Origin of the sequence: Bacillus sp. 95MFCvi2.1 (assembly GCF_000374965.1) — a bacterium.
GTDB lineage: Bacteria > Bacillota > Bacilli > Bacillales > Bacillaceae_G > Bacillus_A > Bacillus_A pseudomycoides.
In genome coordinates, this window is the sequence record NZ_KB895729.1 from 1 (window position 1) to 17,889 (window position 17,889).

Here is a 17,889-nt window from a genome sequence, read left to right on the forward strand (position 1 = left end):
CGTTTTTCAAAAGCATTTTCACCTAAGGATTCATATTGTTTAATCCACTGATAGAGCATACTGGGGTGAACATCAATAGATTTAGCAATTGTTTTTCCACCTTCAGTCCCCTCTAAATATCGTCTTATCGCTCGTATTTTTTCTTTTGAAGAAAATTTAGCCATAAAAAAGTGCACCTCCGATTGTTAGACTGTGTCTAACAATCGGGGTGCACTTCACTCTAAACTATGGAGAGCGGCTTTTTAACTTACCATTTATTAAAAATTATACTAATTAAAGTTGTAAAGGTAATTCTTCTAATGACCTCATTAGATAGCTTTCTTTCCATTTCACTTGCTCTCTTTCACCTTGAATCTGTAAATTTGGCATACGGCGTAATAATGTAGAAATTGCGATTTTTGATTCTAAACGAGCAAGTGATGCTCCAAGACAAAAGTGACTACCATAACCAAATGCAATATGACGATTATTTTTTCTTGTAACATCAAAAACATCAGCGTTTGAAAAAATTTTTTCATCACGGTTAGAAGATGCTAGTGAAATAATAATCCTATCTTTTGATTGAATATCTTGGCCATGCATTGTAAACGGTTCTGCTGTCCAACGTATAGTAGTTAATTCAACGGGGCTGTAAAATCGTAACGCTTCTTCAATAGCTGAATCGATTAAATCAGGGTTTTGAAGAAGCTTTTGTAATTGAACTGGATGCTCTAACAATGCTAGTGTCATATTGGCAATTAGGTTTACAGTTGTTTCATGTCCAGCAACAATAAGCAACGTAATTGTCGAGTATAACTCTGATGCATTTAATTTTATTCCTTCACTTTCCGCTTGTATTAGTGCACTGATTAAATCGTCTGTAGGATTTTTTCTTTTTTTATAAACTAAATACTGTATATATTCAGCGAATTCTTCTAATTTTTGATTATTTTTTTGCACATCTTCTAGTCGAAGTGGAGTATCAATGATCGCCTGTGACCAAATTCTAAATTTATGCTGATCTTCAAGAGGAATTCCTAACATTTCACTAATTACCATAATGGGTAAGGGAAAGGCATAATCGTTTACAAGATTTATTGAATGAGTGTGTTCAACTTTATTTAATAGAGCATCAGCGATATGTTGAATTCGACATTCAAGTTGCAAAATCATCTGAGGAGTAAATGCTTTTTGAACAAGTGACCGTAGACGGTGATGGTCGGGGGGATCTGAGTTTAACATATGATTTCTTAAAAGCTCCCTATTTTCTAGCGAAAAAGGAACTTTAACGTCCTCTTTTTTACTAAATACATTCTCAAAATTTTTCATTAATCTTGCATCTTTTAATAAAGCCATAGCATCTTCATATCTCGTAATAAGCCACCCTTGTCCTTGTTCGCATAGAGATAAAGGATAAACAGGTTGAAAGGCACGTAGTTCTTTGTAAATATCGTATGCTTTCTGTTTAAACATTGGAGAAGCTAATTGTGTTTCTGCCAAGAGACTAAAATTTAGTTCGTTTTTTGAAATCATCAATATAACCTCCATTTTTACAGACTTATTGGGTAACTCAACTCTTAATTTGCATTATAACCCATTTAAATTCAATAACGTAAAGAATATTCAGATAAAATATTACTTTACTTGGTAAAATAAATAGAAAAATTCTGAGATATTTACCTCGTTTAGTCATTTGAATATCACTTATAAGGGGTCCCGCCCCACATCGCTATCAAGCTAAGGTTTTAATATACCCCCTAAATAAAAATTTTCTTTCTCTACAGATAGTTATTTTCAGAAGTCCGCTTATTTTTTTCGTTTTGGGGCGTTTATTTTTCTTAAGTTGATGGACGTGGGGTAGCACCACATCGCCATCAACTTAAGAGTACTTACTACCCATTATTGTTATAAAAGTTATTCTTCCTAGATTAATCAGAGGGATGAAAAAAAACACCCTCACAGGTGTCTTTTTTCATTATAGAAATATCTTAAAATAGATATCTGATGTCATTTATTCAATAAAAAACCCTTTGTTACATCATAACGCCATTATCTTTGAATGAATACCATTTACCATCAATGAAATGTTTTCCTACTGCCATTGCACCATTAGATTGTAAATAGTACCAATTTCCATTATCTTGTACCCAACCTGTTTTCATTGTGCCATCTGCATTCATATAGTACCAATTATCCTTATCTTGTACCCAACTTGTTTGCATCTTAGCACCAACAAAGTAATACCAGCTTCCTTGATAACTTAACCAGCCATTATAAGCACCTCCGTTATCTTTGAAATAATGCCACTGATTATTAATTAAATTCCAACCCGTTACCATTGAGCCATCAGGAAGGAAATAATTACCTTGTAGGAATTCTCCTATCCAACCTGTTCGCATTTTCCCTTTACTAAATCCATCTAAATAATATGTTTTATCATTATATTTAAGATAGCCCATGTGTAGATTTCCGCCTTCGAGAATGTAATACCAATCTCCCTCATATTGAACCCATCCCGTATTTGTATACAGTGCACCGTCTGTTCCTAATAAGTAAGCTCCATGTTCATCTTCAATATAGCCCATTTTCATTTTTCCGCTTGCATCAAAGTAGTACCATTTTCCTCCATCTTGTAGCCATCCTGTTTTCTTCATACCCTTTTGATCATAGAAATACCATGTTTCTCCGTCTTTTACCCAACCACTTTGTTGCATTGTCTGTTCTGCTTTTGGAGCGTCCTGCTTCATATTATCTTGTTTTTCTGCATGTGATACTGCAGGAACGATAAACATTGTAGACATCAAAATTGGTAAAATAACTTTCTTCATTTTCTATATCCCCCAAATAATGTATAATTTTAGTTTTTATTTCCACAAACAGAATTATATTATGATATTTAAATATAATCAATAGTTTTTGTAACAAAAATGTAATATTTTTTTAATTTAACGAAACAAAATATCCATTAATGTAATTATCGTTACTTTTCAGTTACAATGTAGGTATCATTACACATCTATCAACTTAAGGGATTAATTGTCCCAGAAACGAAAAAGATGAGTCGAATTCTCATAAATAACTGTAAAAAGGTAAAATTTTCGTTATGGGGGGGTGACCTGTTTTCTTAGGTTGATGGCGATGGGGTACCGCCAGCATTTTAGAAAAAAAACACGCTAAGCAAAAAATACAATAAGCTGCCCATATGGACAGCTCCTTTACATAATTCTCGTTATTGGTAGTTAGGTTTCTTTAGTTGAATGGGAATGTTTTAATCCAGTAGAAGAATGCAATACCTCCAGCTACAAATAAAGCAGCTAAAATGAATGTTATTAGAGATATTTTATTTTTCATACTTTTTCCTCCAATGATTTAATCTTAAGCTAATTTAGTTAATATAACATGCGAACTCGGAAGTCAATGAATCTCTTTTTACAAATTTAGATAATGCGTAGTGTGGAGATAGATATCTCCTTTTAAGAATCCTGTGGAGATGTAAAATTTGTCAGCCTGTTCTGTGTCCGTGTAAAGTACCAAGACTTTATAATGCTTTCTCGCATCACAAATGATGGTATTTAACAGGAATTTTCCTAGCCCATTTCTCCGATTATCCTTAGCAATATAGAATCTTCTCAACCGGCCAATCTCTTTTCTTTTTGAGGATGGATCTATATTAAGCCCTCCAATACCAACTAACACATTTTTCTTGTTAAATACACCGTATAAGGATTCTCCGGGCTTATCAAAAGTGTTGATACCAGCCTTATAATCATTAACTAGCCTTTCAAGAAAACGAAAGCCATCTTTCTTGCTCTCTTGTACTAAATGAGTGAGATCATTATAAAACAGATCTTGTTGTATCTGTCTAACTTCAAAATCTTTCATATTTCTCCCCCTGATGATTAAGTCTATATACTATATTCTTGTTAAAAAAGAGGAATCCCTTTCTGTATATTCCATACACATCAAGTAGACATAACGCCCAAATTATTGGTAGCGAAGACAAGGCGGTTCCCTACTCTCATAAGGAATCCGACTTTTTCTCTTTCTATCAATCTAAGCAATTTTTTATACATTCCTATCATGGTGTGGGTTTTCGAGTTCTCGTTTGTTATTGGATTAGCCGAAAAACTGTATAAAATCCTGCATACTCTTAGCGTGGGTTTTTTCCAAAATGCTGGCGGTACCCCATGCCCATCAAGCTAACGGTGAGAAATCCTAGCTACGCCTTGATTTTTGTACTGTGACTAATGAGTTTTGGAAAAATAAACATGCCAAATAAACCTATGAAAATGTGATTTTTCCGCTAGGCAATTTGTCTTTTATTCACTGTCGTTTCATAGACAACACCAAGAATATCGAAGACGGTCATTTTTTTGTAACGATGACATTTACGACCATTCTTTTTAAGCGATTGATAGAGGCGATGCAGAATCGCCGAGAGTTCATCTGTGTCAACCGTCATTGCTTGGAACAGTAACGGAAAGTAATCCTTAATCATATAAATTGCTTTGTATTCGCTTAGTTCTTGCTTCTGCTTTCCGAGTAGAAACTGTCGCATTTGAAACATCGTAGAGGAACAGATGAGAATACCAATGAGTTGGCCATACAAATGGCATTCAAGACGTTCTTTTTTGATGCCCTTACACTCATCAATTTCAAAGAACGACTTCCATGTTTTAAACAAAATCTCTATTTGCCAACGCAGTGAATACAAGGAATGCACATAGTTAGTCGGTACTTCTTCTGGCGATGTATTCGTAATATATACATTCATGCTCATCAAACGCTTACTTTTATCCTTCATGATAATCCCCTTTTTTTTCTCACGTATTGCTTGATTTTTCAAACGCGTTTGTGTTTGATCGTCGGTTAAACGATGGATCATGACACGTGCTGGAAGCTTCTGATTTTGGCCAATATATGCCTCGGAGATTTCCATCGTTTCACCAGGAGGTAGACTAGACATCATTTGTGTCATATCAAGCTGAATGTATTCTGTTTGCTTTTTTAACGTACCATTGTTGAAGTATTCTGGCTCAGGGTTCTTGATATAAATGCGTGTATTCAGCTTTAACCTCGAGATATAGTAAGCCTTCTTATCGTGAATCGCTTGTAAATCACTTAAATCGAAGTAACCAAGATCACGCAAACATAGGTCTCCTTTTTCAACGGTTTCAAGACAAATGGTACCGTATGTTTTATCATTGTTCTTTCCTGGCCCAAGCTGTACGTTTAAAAATTGACCACTGAGTAAATCGTATTCAAGTTGAATCTTCACCCCAGCAGTATTACTACTTCCGCCTGATCCTTGATAGTCAGTGGCGAAGATATCTGGTAATTGAAACACCGTCGCATCTAAAATACGAATACGATTGAAAATAGACATCATGTGTGCAGAAAGCGATTGATTGGAACAGAGCTTTTGTGTGAGAAGAGAAGTAAAGACTTCTCGAAGAAATGCGACAGCTGCTGGATTAAAGCGTTGATTCAATCCTTCTGGGCTCATTAGTACCCCAGTGGAAGCTTCTAACCGACTGCACAATTGTGTAAGTGATGTGCTAGCGATTTTCTGACTGAGCCATACGCAAAGGGCAATGAGTTCGTTTGCTTGATATTTACTAGATCGCTGTACAAAGCCAACTCGTCTGGCGATGTCTTGTAGGACTCCTGGAGATAGAAAGCATTGTAATTCTTGTGAGAATAGATGTAATTCTTCAGAAAGCGAGAGGTCCATGAAAAAACGCCATCCTTTCCTATGATTCTACAGAAAGAATAGCGTATTTTTTCATTTTAGGGGATATTTTATTCTGCTAGTTTGATAGCGATATGGTGCTACCTCATCGTGTATAAGAGAGTATCCTTTATTTTTCTTGGGTAATTATTTAATATGTAATTTTTCTTTTACTTTTGAAGGTAAATCATCTTGTTGAACTTCCTCATAGGACTTTACTTCTTTATGATTTATTTCTGTATTGTTGTTATCCTGTTGATCGATATAAAGGCGTATGAAGGCATTTTCTTTAAGGAGGGTGTCTTTTGGTTTTACACTTCCAAATGTAACTGTTTTTTCTACTCCATCCTTATTATAAGTAGATAAAGTATAGAAACGTTGGTTACCTTTTACCTCACCTTTGTTTGTTATTTGTACATAGTATTGTTCTGTTCCTATTCTATTTATAGTAGGTGATCTTTCGCATCCTATAGCAAAACTAGAAAACAGTACGAATAATATAAATATAACTAATGATTTTTTCATATAACTCTCTCCTTATCGTTGTATATGGAAATTATAGTAAAGGATTTATAGTGAAGAAATTGATTTTAGTGACATTAATATTACAAAATTGTAAGGTTTATTAGGGGATCACCATACATACCCGAATTTTATTACACCCCCAGGATGAAAATTTCGTGCATTTTTGGCAGAAAACAGCTTATTTTTTCGTTTTGGGGTATTTGCTTTTCTTAGCTTGATGGTGATGTGGCGGTACCCCATGCCCACCAACCTAACAGAACAGGTTGCTTCCAAAACGATAAAAATGAACTTCGTTGATATAAAAGACTCTAATTTTTCGTTTTGGGGAACAATCAATTTCTTAACTTGATAGCAATGTATGGTGCCCCCTATTAAGCATTATTTTTTATCTTCATATCGTTTGAAGGCAGATAACTATATTGGATTTTTCATAGTGAATAGCATCATTTTATTTCTTCCTTTTCTTCTACTTTTCGTTTGCGAAATAACCATTTAGTAAGATCAACCCCCCAAAAAATAGTAGATGATGCTAGCATAAATCCACCGGCAATTAGGGCAGTATTAGAACTTAATTCTATTGAAAATACAGTTGTCACCAGAGTCATTACAAGCATAATTAACATTCCAAATAGTAAAAGAGCTAAACTAAAATACTCCCATCGTTTAATTCCTTTTGTATGTTTCTTTCTTGTAAACGCTAAAAAAAGAAAGTTATACAATTTAAAAATCATAACCAGACATATACCAAATAATATTATGTAAGCTAAGATTTTCGAAATGGGTTTATCTAATTTATATAAAACTATTGTTTCTCTTAAATAATTTACTCCAATTCCTATAACTCTACTGAGATAAATTGTTCCAATGGCTATAAATAAGCTAAAACATATCAGTAGTAAAAATTTATGTTTAGCGTTTTTTATAGATTTAAAATCTATAACCACTTGATTGAATTTTATCAAGGTCTCTTTAAAGCCCTCTTTTAAAAATGCGAACCTTTTTTTTCCCTTACTCGCATAATTATTTATCTCTTTTTCATATTCAGATAACTGATGGAGCATTTCAAAAAGCTTTTTTAAATAAGTAATAACTTGTACAAATGTAGTAATAATGAAAAGAATCAACAAATTTCCTGTCATATCATCGTTACCTTGGCTTGCATTATTTAATATATTAGCTTTAGATGTCTTATACCCTATATATATGTTAATAACAATATACAAGGGTGAAACTATCAACTCATTGATATCCCTATCACCCTTTTTTACAGGGAAAGAATAAACACCAGCTACTGATAGCGCAACAGATAAAATTAAAGCGTATATAATGGAATATTCATTCTCAACATTATATTGAGTAAAAAATTGAAGAAGTATTAAATACAGGATAAATATCGAGCAGATCACAATTAGGTACAATTTACCTATATACAATCCAAAACGTTTAACTGAATGAAATTTATCTTTTAAAGAAAATATCAATCGCATAAGAATCATTGGAACATTCAATATTTTCGACGATAGATTAACAAGAATCATAAGGCTATTTAAAATCATGAATATTTTAAAAAACACATACCAATCACTGTACAAATTTTTGGTAAATAGAGATACTGCTAATGCCACAAAAAAGGATCCAATAATAGCAAAAAATATACTAAATATAGCATTATACAATTGTATGATGATTAATTCATAATTTTTTATTTGCTTTTCATTATAAATTTTAATCTTGCCAGCAAACATCGCTGTGATTTCTAAAAATAAACACCAAATAGTCTGTAATATCTTTTCTGCTTTCAATTTATCACCCTTCTTTCTATATAAAATTCTGCATGCTTATAAGGAAAAATATTATTTTGACTCATTAAGATCGTCCCTCCAAGAGTGATATAGATAAATAACGTTGTTATATAACTTTTTTATATTAAACTTAGACTGTTGAAAGGCTATTCCTTATCCTCGTATCTTTTGACTACTCTGTAGAACGTAGGACTTGTCATATTGCATCTTATCATTGCCTCTAATGCTGAAATTTCATTCTCTTTCCAACTTGTATAAGCCGAAATGAATTCCTCCGATATTTTTGTTCTTGGTCTCCCTAAATGTTTCCCTTGTTTTTTTGCCAATTCAATTCCTTCACGTTGGCGGGTTTTAGTCTTTGTTCTCTCCTCTTCGGCAAGCCAGGAAAGGATTTGTAGTACAAGGTCTGTTATAAGGTTTTCTAAACTATCTTTGTATTGTGTGGCATTAAGTAATGGCATATCTAAAACAATGATGTGTGCTTGAATTGCTTTAGTTATATCTTTCCATTCTTGTAGAATTGCTTCCTTGTTGTCTCCAGGTGAAAATGTACAAATTTTTTCGTTTTGGGGTAATTCTAAATTCTTAAGTTGATGGGCATGGGGTAACACCACGTGACCATCAACTTAAGAAGAATAAACGCCACCAAAACAAAAAAAGCCCCAAATTTTTCTTGAAAATAAGTTGGGGCTTTTGAACCAGAAAAGTATATTTTTAACTATGAAAACTACGATGGATTTTTCCTTTTTTCCTACTTGCTAAATTCAGCAAGTAAAATATTTTTAAAAGGATTAGGACTGTCAGTTCTACCCAAACTATTCCAATTGACGACCAACGTATGCTTGCCTCCAAGTTTACCTCCAACAAGAGTAGTAAACCCTAGAATGCCACCTGTGTGTCCCCATATCGAGACACCGCTTGGAAGCTTAGTTTCATAGATTCCAAGACCATATCCATCGATTCCTTCTTTTCCTGTAGGAACTGTAGTAAGCATTTGTTTTAGTTGCTGTTCTTTCAGTAATTTGCCACCGAGCAAGTAAGAGAAAAATTTGTTTAAGTCGTCAGCAGTAGAAATCATATCTCCAGCAGAGCTACCTGCACTTGGGTTATAATAAGTAACGTCTTTTAGCTCACTTGCTCCGTCTGGTTGGACATATCCACGGGCATGGTTAGTGCCTGGAATAACACTTGAGTTGCCTGGTAGGAATGTATTCGACAATTCAAGTGGTTCAATAATTCGATTTTCAACCTCTTCCGCATAGCTGTTTCCAGTTACTTTTTCAATAAGGATACCCAGTAATACGTATCCTGTGTTTGAATAAGACCAGCCCTTTCCTGGAGCAAAGTCTGGGGGAAAAGAAATCCCCATCTTCACTAACTCTTCAGCCGTATACGATTTTTTTGTATCCGTAAAATCAACGTCTTTTGACCTTGAGTATTCAGCGATACCACTTGTATGGTTCAATATCTCCTGGATAGTAATCTTGTTACCATCATATCCATTTCCTTGAATGACACCAGGCAACCAGTCTTCGATGTGGTCGTCTAGCTTCAGGCGATTCTCTCCAACTAATTGAAGTACAACTGTTGCGGTGAACGTCTTCGTCACACTCCCAATGCGAAAGCGAAAATCTGTTTTCATTGGTTTCTTGGTTCTCAGATCCGCTATTCCAGCGGCATACCCCCACGTTTTTCCACCCTCAGAAGTTTTAGCAAGTATCCCCGGGTATCCAAGTTGCAATGTATCCCGCATTGCTTGCTTGACGGAAGTACGATCTCGTTGAGTATTTGTTTGTAACGAACTAGATACATTTTGAGTAGGCTCTGCTTTTACAATTGAGGTTGGTGTTGTATATAACAGGGAACTTCCAGCTATTAAAAGGGCCAGACTTGCACATGTAATTTGAATACGTATTTTCATAAGGCATTCCTCTCCTCTATTCATATTGTATAAGTGTTTGCTTACTGATCCTTACTTCCTGAAAAGACTTAGGGAAAGGCCCTCACGCATATAGATTAAAGCCCCAGTACAAAGGTATCTATCAATACCAACAATTTGAGCCAGTTAAATCTCCATCCCTTCTATAAAAAAATTATTCAAAGGTATGAAAGCATATTATGTACCCTTAGTTATTGTTAGGATTAACACAACATGAGACATAGCCCCAACCCATATTTTACTTTATTTATCCATGATATGTATTGAGAAAGAATGTAAATTCGAATCCTTTCCGTACCCCAACTATTGATCGTTTTTTTCACCTATTATAATTAGTTATTTAGAATTTCATAATAAAAAACTGTAAAAAAATAACGAGTCCCTTAACGTACAGGAAGCGGTTGAAAAATATGTCTAAACGCACAATTTTCTTTTTTTGATATGGTGCCTCCATCGCAATCAAGCTAAGGTTTTGAAGTACCCACTAAATGAAATTTTTCTTTCTCTATAGTTAGTTATTTTGAGAAGTCAGCTCATTTTTTGTTTTTGGGGTGTTTACTTTTCTTAAGTTGATGGATGTGGGGTAGCACCACATGCCTATCAACTTAAGAATGTCATTGAAATGTACCAATAGATTCTAGTGCAGCAAAATAAATTGTGCTATGATGTGAGCAAATATAAAGCTATCTAACGGAGGGATTCACATGCCGCATGTTGTGTTTCGTGGAATTACTACTGAACAATTAAAACGCATAAGCAAGCCATTAGTAGAAGAGCTCGCAGAGATTTGTGAGTGTGGTACGGATAATTTTACGTTGGAACTACCAAGTTCTACGTTTGTATTCAATGGAGAAGAAATAGAAGCGTTTCCTCTTATTGAAGTGAAATGGTTCGAGCGTGGACAGGAAATTCGTGATCGATTTGCCAAGGCCATTACTACATATGTAATGGATTTTGGACTTCCAGAAGTAGAGGTTGTATTTACGGTTTTCACAGAATCAGCGTATTATATTAACGGGAAACATTGTGCAAGTTAGAGCTATTTGAAAGATTTTTGTAACATTTATAAGGGGGAGCGCCACACATCCATCAACTTAAGTATTTAGACTATTTTTGAAGTTAAAAGCACGTTACTATTCTCTTATGTTAATGAGAAAGGGTGACGTGCTTTTTATGAATATGAACCAAAAACAAGAATTATCTTTATTTGCCGAAGAGTTATATCGATATATGTCTCCCGCTACACTTAATCAATTAGCTATAAAAGCAGGTGGGATGAAACGAAAACGTAAGTGCCACGAGCACCATTTCTTATCTTTGTGTGTATGGTTAAATCAACAAGTCGCTACTACCTCTCTTACTCAACTTTGTAGTCAATTAGAAACTTCAACAGGAGTTTTATTAAGTCCGGAGGGACTTAATCGACGATTTAACTCGGCTTCTGTAGCCTTCTTTCGAACTGTATTTACTACACTTCTACAAGCTAAAATTGGAGGAGTATCTAAGATTTCTCATTCTCTTTCTGCTTATTTTGAGCGGATTCGCATCCTTGATTCTACAACCTTCCAAGTTCCAGATCGATTCGCAGCTACTTATCCTGGTGCCGGAGGATGTAGTCATACAGCTGGTGTGAAAATTCAACTAGAGTATGACTTGTTGAGTGGAGAATTTTCTGATGTGGCAATTGAACCCGGAAAACGAAGTGATCAGGCATATAGTGCGACTCGAACAGGCATGGCACAAAAGAATGAACTGTATATTCGTGACTTAGGATATTTTCGTTTACAAGACTTTAAGTCTATTCAAGATAAGCAAGGATATTATTTATCACGTCTTAAGTTACCAACTAAAATATATAGAAAAGAATTCGAAACAGTGGTATTTAAAACAAAACCCGCTCAATTAAGACCGGTATATATACAAATTCATTTGGAAGACATCATGAAACAATTACAACCTGGCCAAGTGTATGAATTACATGATGTATATGTAGGGAGTAAAGACAAACTGCCTACTCGCATTGTGGTTTATAGATGTACCGAGGAGCAAAAACAGAAACGCCTACGCGATCGAGCGATTCGCGAAAAGAAAAAAGGGATTACATATACAGAGCGTACGAAACTTTTACAAGGAATTACGGTATATATGACAAATATTCCTACGGAATGGGTACCAAAAGAGAAAATCTATGATTTATATTCACTACGCTGGCAAATTGAGCTGTTATTTAAAATATGGAAATCTTGGTTTCAAATTCATCGTTGCAAATCTATTAAACAAGAGCGGTTAGAATGTCATCTTTATGGTCAACTCATTAGTATCTTATTATGTTCTTCTACTATGTTTAAAATGAGAGAACTCCTGTTACGTAAGAAACAGAAAGAGCTAAGTGAATATAAAGCGATGTACATAATTAAGGATTATTTTTTACTGTTTCATCAAGCACTACACAAAAACACCCAAGAGCTATCAAAGGTTCTCCTTCGTCTGTTTAACCTCCTACAGCACAACGGACGAAAATCTCATCGATACGAGAAAAAGACAGTCTTTGATATTTCTTACGATTAGTCAATCCTTATTTTTAGATTTTTAATCAATTAAATATCGCAAAGCCTATATCATATATGTTAAATTTAATGCAAACTAAATACCCCTAATATGTATTCGTTTTTTTACTAGGGGGAATAAATATAGTATGATGAATGAGACTATGATTTCAGGCGGTTAACCGATAATCATAGTGTATATTATGTGTAATAAGGTAGAAGAGGAGCTTCAATAACTTATTTACACATGCGATTGACGCAACTTTATGACATTTGTTATAAGGTTGCGTTTTTAATTTATCATAATACTCAACAATGTGGTTCTGTCCGTAACGACGTAGCTTTATCATGTTCTGGATAATGAGAAAAAGAAGCTTACGCAGATGCTTATTTCCACGTTTATTGATCTTATCTTTGAAAAAAGTTTTGGGTGTTGTTTATGAGTATACCACTTCTAATCATAAAGTAGCATAGTAAAAAAATTGAAACCCGTCAGGGTTTATTTGATATGCCCACTTTTATAAAATCTATAAAAGATAATAAAAAACTATATGGAAAGACCGCATTTTGTATAAAAATATACCTTAAGTTGATGGATGTGTGGTGGTACCCCATCCCCATCAACTTAAGAAATTAATTGTTCCCCAAAACGAAAAAGTAAGCCGAATTCTCATAAATAACTGTAAAAAGGTAAAATTTTCTTTATGGGAATGTCTCAAAATATTAGGTTGATGGGCATGCGGCTGTATCCCTTTATTGTATATTTTGGAGTTACTTTACGTTTATTCAATAAGCAATTGAATTTGACAACTATACGATTCTGTATTAAAGAAATCATTATATAACTCCACTTCGATGAAACTTTTAACTTTTAAATTATGTTCTTTTGCATATTTAATTATTTTATTTCTACGTTCCTCCTCATTCTCTTTACTATAGGCTAACGTTACATACTGTCCCTTTGGGAATACTTTTATATTTTCTTCACCTTCTATATTAGAATCCCCTTGAAATCCACTGAATACATACCTTGGCTCTACATGCCACTCTGAATTAACGCTATATATGATTCCTCTTTCAAATGACATTTTTTTTTCCTTATCTTGAATGATTTTCTCTAAATCTGAATAGTAAAGTATCTCCTGCAAACTTTCCACTTCTTTACATGGAGCTACAATGACATAACGCTGTTCAAAGAATTGAATAGATATTTCATCATTATTTACTATATCCTTAGAAGTCTCTACTGTCATATTTAAGCTATCAATGGTTTTGATTATTTCTTGCATTTTCTTTATGTTTTCTTCTGCCTCATTTCTTTTTAATTGTAAAAATTGTAGTAGTTTCTCCGTATCACAGTCCTTAAAAATCTCTTGAAGTTCTACAATACTAGTCCGCAACTCTCTACCACCTTTTATAATATCTATATGAATAAATTGATCTATAGAATAATACCTATAACCTGTTTTTTTATCAATATATCTTGGAATGAGAATACCCATTTTGTGATAATATCTTAACGCTTTTATTGTAATGTCTTTCATTTTCGCAACTTCCCCAATAGAAAATAAGTTTTTCACCCTAATCACTTCCTTTATATTTTTTCTTAAATAATTGTTGACTCTCCTCTTAGGAGAGACCTTATGATCATCATAAGGCATTTACAAGAAAATATGAAATGAAAATTTACTTATATAAAAGGAAGTTTATAGACATGGATCAAGTAATATACAGAAGCCTAGTTAAAGAAGATTATGAAGCAGTTAAAACATTGATTGGTGAAGCATTTGGCTTCAATGAATTTATTAAGGATAAGAAATTTTTAGATTCAGCATTAAACATCTATCTACAAGGTTGTATTTTAGAAAGTTCATTTAGCAAAGTAGCAGAAAGAAACAATAAAGTTATTGGTGTTATTTTAGGCGATTCAAAAAAAGACAAAAATCGTTTAAAGAAAGCTCATAATACTTTAAGTATTGCCTACAGCATGCTTAAAGTACTCATGGCTAATAAGGAAAATAAAAAATTCATAAAAGAATTCTCAAAGGTTCAAGATGCATATAAAGAAATTATTAAAGGAAAAGAAGACGATTTTCAAGGGTGTATACAGTTATTTATTGTATCAAGGGAGTCTAGAGGTCTTGGGGTTGGAAAGGCTCTCATGAATCATTTGTATAAGTATATGAAAAGTATGAATGTGAATTCTTTATATCTATATACAGATAATAGATGTAACTATGGATTTTATGACAGTCAAAACTTTGAACGTATAAATGAAAAAGAAATTTATTTTGGTTCAATGGAAGATAAACTTAATGTATTTTTATACTGTTATGATTTTTAAATAATAGTAAAAAACTGTAGCACTTATTTGTGATACGGTTCTCTGTAACAGGACAGATGGTCAATTTTCCGATTTCATAGGTAATATATTATAAATGGAAGGATTTAACGTTTTATTATCCAGCTAGTTTTATATTGAATTAGATTACGGTAAAAAGTATAAATAAGTTAATAAAGAAAGAGGCTTATGTAAATATGGTTCACTACAACAATCAAGATAACTTACGAGTATTTACGTTAAGAGGAACGATTATAAGGGATATTTTCCCTCAAATTTTATTATATATATGTATCTCAACAGGTATTGTTATGATTAATCACCATTATGTAGAAATAGATATAAATCAAATTCCATGGGTTATTGTTGGCGGACCTTTAGGTTTACTATTAGTATTTCGGACCAATACTGCCTATGATAGATACTGGGAAGGGAGAAAGTTATTTGGCGCCATTGGCAGCTCTGCTAGGAATTTGGCAGTGAGTTTTTTAGGTCATTGGGATTCTAAAGGGAAAAATACAGATCAAGAGATGTTGAAGTTTATACATCTATTAATTGCTTTCCCAAAATTGGCTAAACAACATTTGAGGGATGAAAAAGATTTATCCGAAGTAAAAGATTTGTTTGAATTATGTTCTGATAAGGAAAAAAAGCTATTGATTGAGTCAAACTATTTACCGATTACTATTGTGTCTATGTTAAAAACTATCCTATCAAAAGGATTAAGATCTGGTGACCTTCACCCAAATATAATAATTAATATGGAGGCGGATTTGAATAATCTACTTACTGCTATTGGTGGATGTGACCGTATCAAAGCAACCCCTATTCCTTTTGCGTATTTCGCCCATATAAAAATTTTACTGATGATCTTTTGTGTGACTTTACCAATTGGTCTTGTTGATAGTCTCGAATGGTTTACAGTGTTTGCAACTACATTTATTAGTTTTGCATTTATAGGGATTGAAGCGATAGGAGTGGAAATCGAAGATCCATTCGGTCATGATCCAAATGATCTTCCGCTAGACGGGATTTGTATAGGAGTGGAAACTCATTTATTACACTTATACAATCAAAATAATTTATTAGAGTTGTCAGCTTTAAATTCTAATAAAAAAATCATCTAATTGCATACTTCATGAGACTTTTTAAATTATTTATTCCTATGTCACTAAAGACATTAATATTACGCATAAAACAGTTAAAGCAGAAGATGGGTATGGTATTCCAATCAGAATTTATACCAGTATTTCTAAACGAGAGAATGCGCCAATTTTATACTTTATTCATGGTGGAGGATTCGTGGCTGGATCACCAGATGTGATAGAAGAACTGGTGAAATTGATAGTAGAAAAAACAGATATACTAGCTATTTCTGTGGATTATCGATTAGCTCCAGAAAATCCTTTTTCAATTGGGCATACAGATTGTTACACCACTTTAAAGTGGATTTATGAGAATGCTGACACATTAGGTGGTGATAAAAATAATATCTTTGTGGCAGGTGATAGTGCAGGCGGAAACTTAACGCAATATTGTACAACCAGAGATATGGAAGATGGTGGGAAGTTCGTTAAGGGACAGTTACTTCTGTATCCTAGACTTAATATGTGTGACTATGAGGATGAATTTTATTCTTGGAGTCTAGACAAGTATGAAATTGCTCCTAAGTATAAAAAAGGATTAGAAAAAATGCTGAATATAATGCATTCAATGGTCGGGAATATGTCAGAAATACTTGGTACTCAAAAAACTAATTTTAAATATTTAAGTCCATATGTTGATGTATCCCCAGACTATCCAAGTACATTTATTACGGTCGGAGAACATGATTTTTTAACGATAGAATGTTTAGCGTATGCAGCTAAATTGACTAAAAAAGGAGTTGAAACTGAGACAGTCCTCTATCGTGGTTTAGGGCACGCTTACGGAGATAATGTAGGTGTCTATCCTCAAAGTGAGGATTTAGCAATTGAGATGGGGAATTTTATATTAAAACATAGTGAGAGGTAATGGGCTTGATGAAAAATAAAAACGTAATATTAATTTCAATTTTCGCTATTTTACTATTTATCTTTGCATTTACAGACCTACAGATATCCCATAGTTTATATCAACCAACTAATAAAATTGCTCTTTTTTTACAAGTTGTAGGAGAAATTCCAGCGATGCTTATTGCTTTATTTTCTAGTATGTATTTATTTAAAACTAGAAAGAATAAAGGTTCAAGAGGATATTATCTTGCTGGAATTGGCTATGGCGTAGTCATTCTTTTGTTCGCTTTTATAGCTTCATTTATGCTAGTACATAATTTAACCATCTCAAAATTCTTAATACCGATTTTTATGAGTGGTTTAATTGTAGCCTGTTATATGATTGCCAAATCATGGAGTAATTATGATGATGCAAGATTAAGGGATATTGCATTAATTGGATTATTAAGCGTAGTTATTGTGTTAATTACATTTAATCTAATGAAACTAGGGTGGGGTAGAGAACGTTATCGTCATATGGTTTCCATTGGATCTTTTGACGGATTTTCAAAATGGTTTATACCTCAAGGAAGTGCCCAAAGTGATGAATTTATGTCATTTCCTTCAGGGCATAGTGCTAATTCAGCATTGGTCATTTGGTTGAGTTTATTACCAGGATATTTCGCTTCATTAAAAAATAAAAAAATAGTTATTTGGATTTGCATTCTTATGTGGATGATATTAGTACCACTTAGTCGTATTGTAGTAGGGGCTCATTTTGCTTCAGATGTTACAATTGGATTTGCTATTTCATTAATTGTTTTTATGTCTCTGAAAAAAATTATGTGGAGCGATAAGAGAAAAATTAATGTATCAAGTATTCATAAACAGATAGGCAAATAATATTTATTGAATTTTACATTAGTAAATACTTCAATCAACATTATATTTTCCCCTATTCAGTTTAGAGATAATAGGGGTCACTATACATCGCTATCAAGCTAAGGAAATACAACTACCCCCAGAACGAGATTTTGTGCTAATTCGTAATAA

The 17,889-nt window shown here is 33.5% G+C and carries 14 protein-coding genes and 3 pseudogenes; 6 read left to right on the plus strand and 11 right to left on the minus strand.

The features are described 5' to 3' along the window. From C568_RS31395 to C568_RS0127690, 9 genes and pseudogenes are all read right to left on the minus strand, one after another. The coding region (locus C568_RS31395; protein WP_018783395.1) for a transposase at window positions 1-164 on the minus strand (164 nt) is incomplete at its 3' end. Between the two features lie 109 nt (window positions 165-273). Then, window positions 274-1,512 carry a cytochrome P450 family protein gene (locus C568_RS0127645; protein ID WP_018767729.1) on the minus strand — a complete coding sequence of 413 codons (1,239 nt, stop codon included), beginning with the start codon at window positions 1,510-1,512 and terminating at the stop codon, window positions 274-276. 500 nt (window positions 1,513-2,012) lie between these two features. Beyond that, window positions 2,013-2,807, minus strand: coding sequence for a nucleoside triphosphate hydrolase (locus tag C568_RS0127650; protein WP_018783396.1), 795 nt, complete (start codon window positions 2,805-2,807; stop codon window positions 2,013-2,015). 601 nt (window positions 2,808-3,408) lie between these two features. Continuing rightward, entirely contained in the window at window positions 3,409-3,861 is a 453-nt protein-coding gene (locus C568_RS0127660; protein ID WP_018783398.1) for a GNAT family N-acetyltransferase, read from the minus strand. A 421-nt stretch (window positions 3,862-4,282) separates the two neighbouring features. Continuing rightward, entirely contained in the window at window positions 4,283-5,713 is a 1,431-nt protein-coding gene (locus C568_RS0127665) for an IS4 family transposase (RefSeq protein ID WP_018783399.1), read from the minus strand. A 144-nt stretch (window positions 5,714-5,857) separates the two neighbouring features. Next, window positions 5,858-6,235, minus strand: coding sequence for a YxeA family protein (locus tag C568_RS0127670; RefSeq protein WP_018783400.1), 378 nt, complete (start codon window positions 6,233-6,235; stop codon window positions 5,858-5,860). Window positions 6,236-6,678: 443 nt separating this feature from the next. Then, window positions 6,679-8,037, minus strand: a complete 1,359-nt coding sequence (locus C568_RS0127680; RefSeq protein ID WP_018783402.1) for a hypothetical protein — start codon at window positions 8,035-8,037, stop codon at window positions 6,679-6,681. A 146-nt stretch (window positions 8,038-8,183) separates the two neighbouring features. Continuing rightward, window positions 8,184-8,576: pseudogene (locus C568_RS0127685) on the minus strand (recombinase family protein); the annotation flags it as partial. Between the two features lie 212 nt (window positions 8,577-8,788). Further along, entirely contained in the window at window positions 8,789-9,958 is a 1,170-nt protein-coding gene (locus C568_RS0127690) for a serine hydrolase domain-containing protein (protein ID WP_018783404.1), read from the minus strand. Window positions 9,959-10,680: 722 nt separating this feature from the next. Here C568_RS0127690 and C568_RS0127695 point away from each other — a divergent pair. Then, window positions 10,681-11,013 carry a DUF1904 family protein gene (locus C568_RS0127695; protein WP_001120967.1) on the plus strand — a complete coding sequence of 111 codons (333 nt, stop codon included), beginning with the start codon at window positions 10,681-10,683 and terminating at the stop codon, window positions 11,011-11,013. A 136-nt stretch (window positions 11,014-11,149) separates the two neighbouring features. Further along, window positions 11,150-12,544, plus strand: coding sequence for an IS4 family transposase (locus C568_RS0127700; RefSeq protein ID WP_018783405.1), 1,395 nt, complete (start codon window positions 11,150-11,152; stop codon window positions 12,542-12,544). A gap of 148 nt (window positions 12,545-12,692) precedes the next feature. Here the strand turns inward: C568_RS0127700 and C568_RS33855 are convergent. Both C568_RS33855 and C568_RS0127705 read right to left on the minus strand, forming a co-directional pair. Next, a pseudogene (locus C568_RS33855) lies at window positions 12,693-12,950 on the minus strand (IS110 family transposase); the annotation flags it as partial. Window positions 12,951-13,304: 354 nt separating this feature from the next. After that, window positions 13,305-14,102 carry a MerR family transcriptional regulator gene (locus C568_RS0127705; protein ID WP_018783406.1) on the minus strand — a complete coding sequence of 266 codons (798 nt, stop codon included), beginning with the start codon at window positions 14,100-14,102 and terminating at the stop codon, window positions 13,305-13,307. Window positions 14,103-14,236: 134 nt separating this feature from the next. On the opposite strand from C568_RS0127705, the gene C568_RS0127710 reads away from it, so the two are divergent. From C568_RS0127710 to C568_RS0127725, 4 genes and pseudogenes are all read left to right on the plus strand, one after another. Beyond that, complete coding sequence (locus tag C568_RS0127710; protein ID WP_018783407.1) at window positions 14,237-14,866, plus strand: GNAT family N-acetyltransferase; 630 nt, start codon at window positions 14,237-14,239, stop codon at window positions 14,864-14,866. A 194-nt stretch (window positions 14,867-15,060) separates the two neighbouring features. Then, window positions 15,061-15,990, plus strand: a complete 930-nt coding sequence (locus C568_RS0127715) for a bestrophin family protein (RefSeq protein ID WP_018783408.1) — start codon at window positions 15,061-15,063, stop codon at window positions 15,988-15,990. Between the two features lie 40 nt (window positions 15,991-16,030). Continuing rightward, window positions 16,031-16,876, plus strand: a pseudogene (locus C568_RS31400) (alpha/beta hydrolase); the annotation flags it as partial. Window positions 16,877-16,884: 8 nt separating this feature from the next. Next, on the plus strand, window positions 16,885-17,739 hold the full coding sequence (locus C568_RS0127725) for a phosphatase PAP2 family protein (RefSeq protein WP_018783410.1): 855 nt from the start codon (window positions 16,885-16,887) through the stop codon (window positions 17,737-17,739). Window positions 17,740-17,889: the final 150 nt, after the last annotated feature.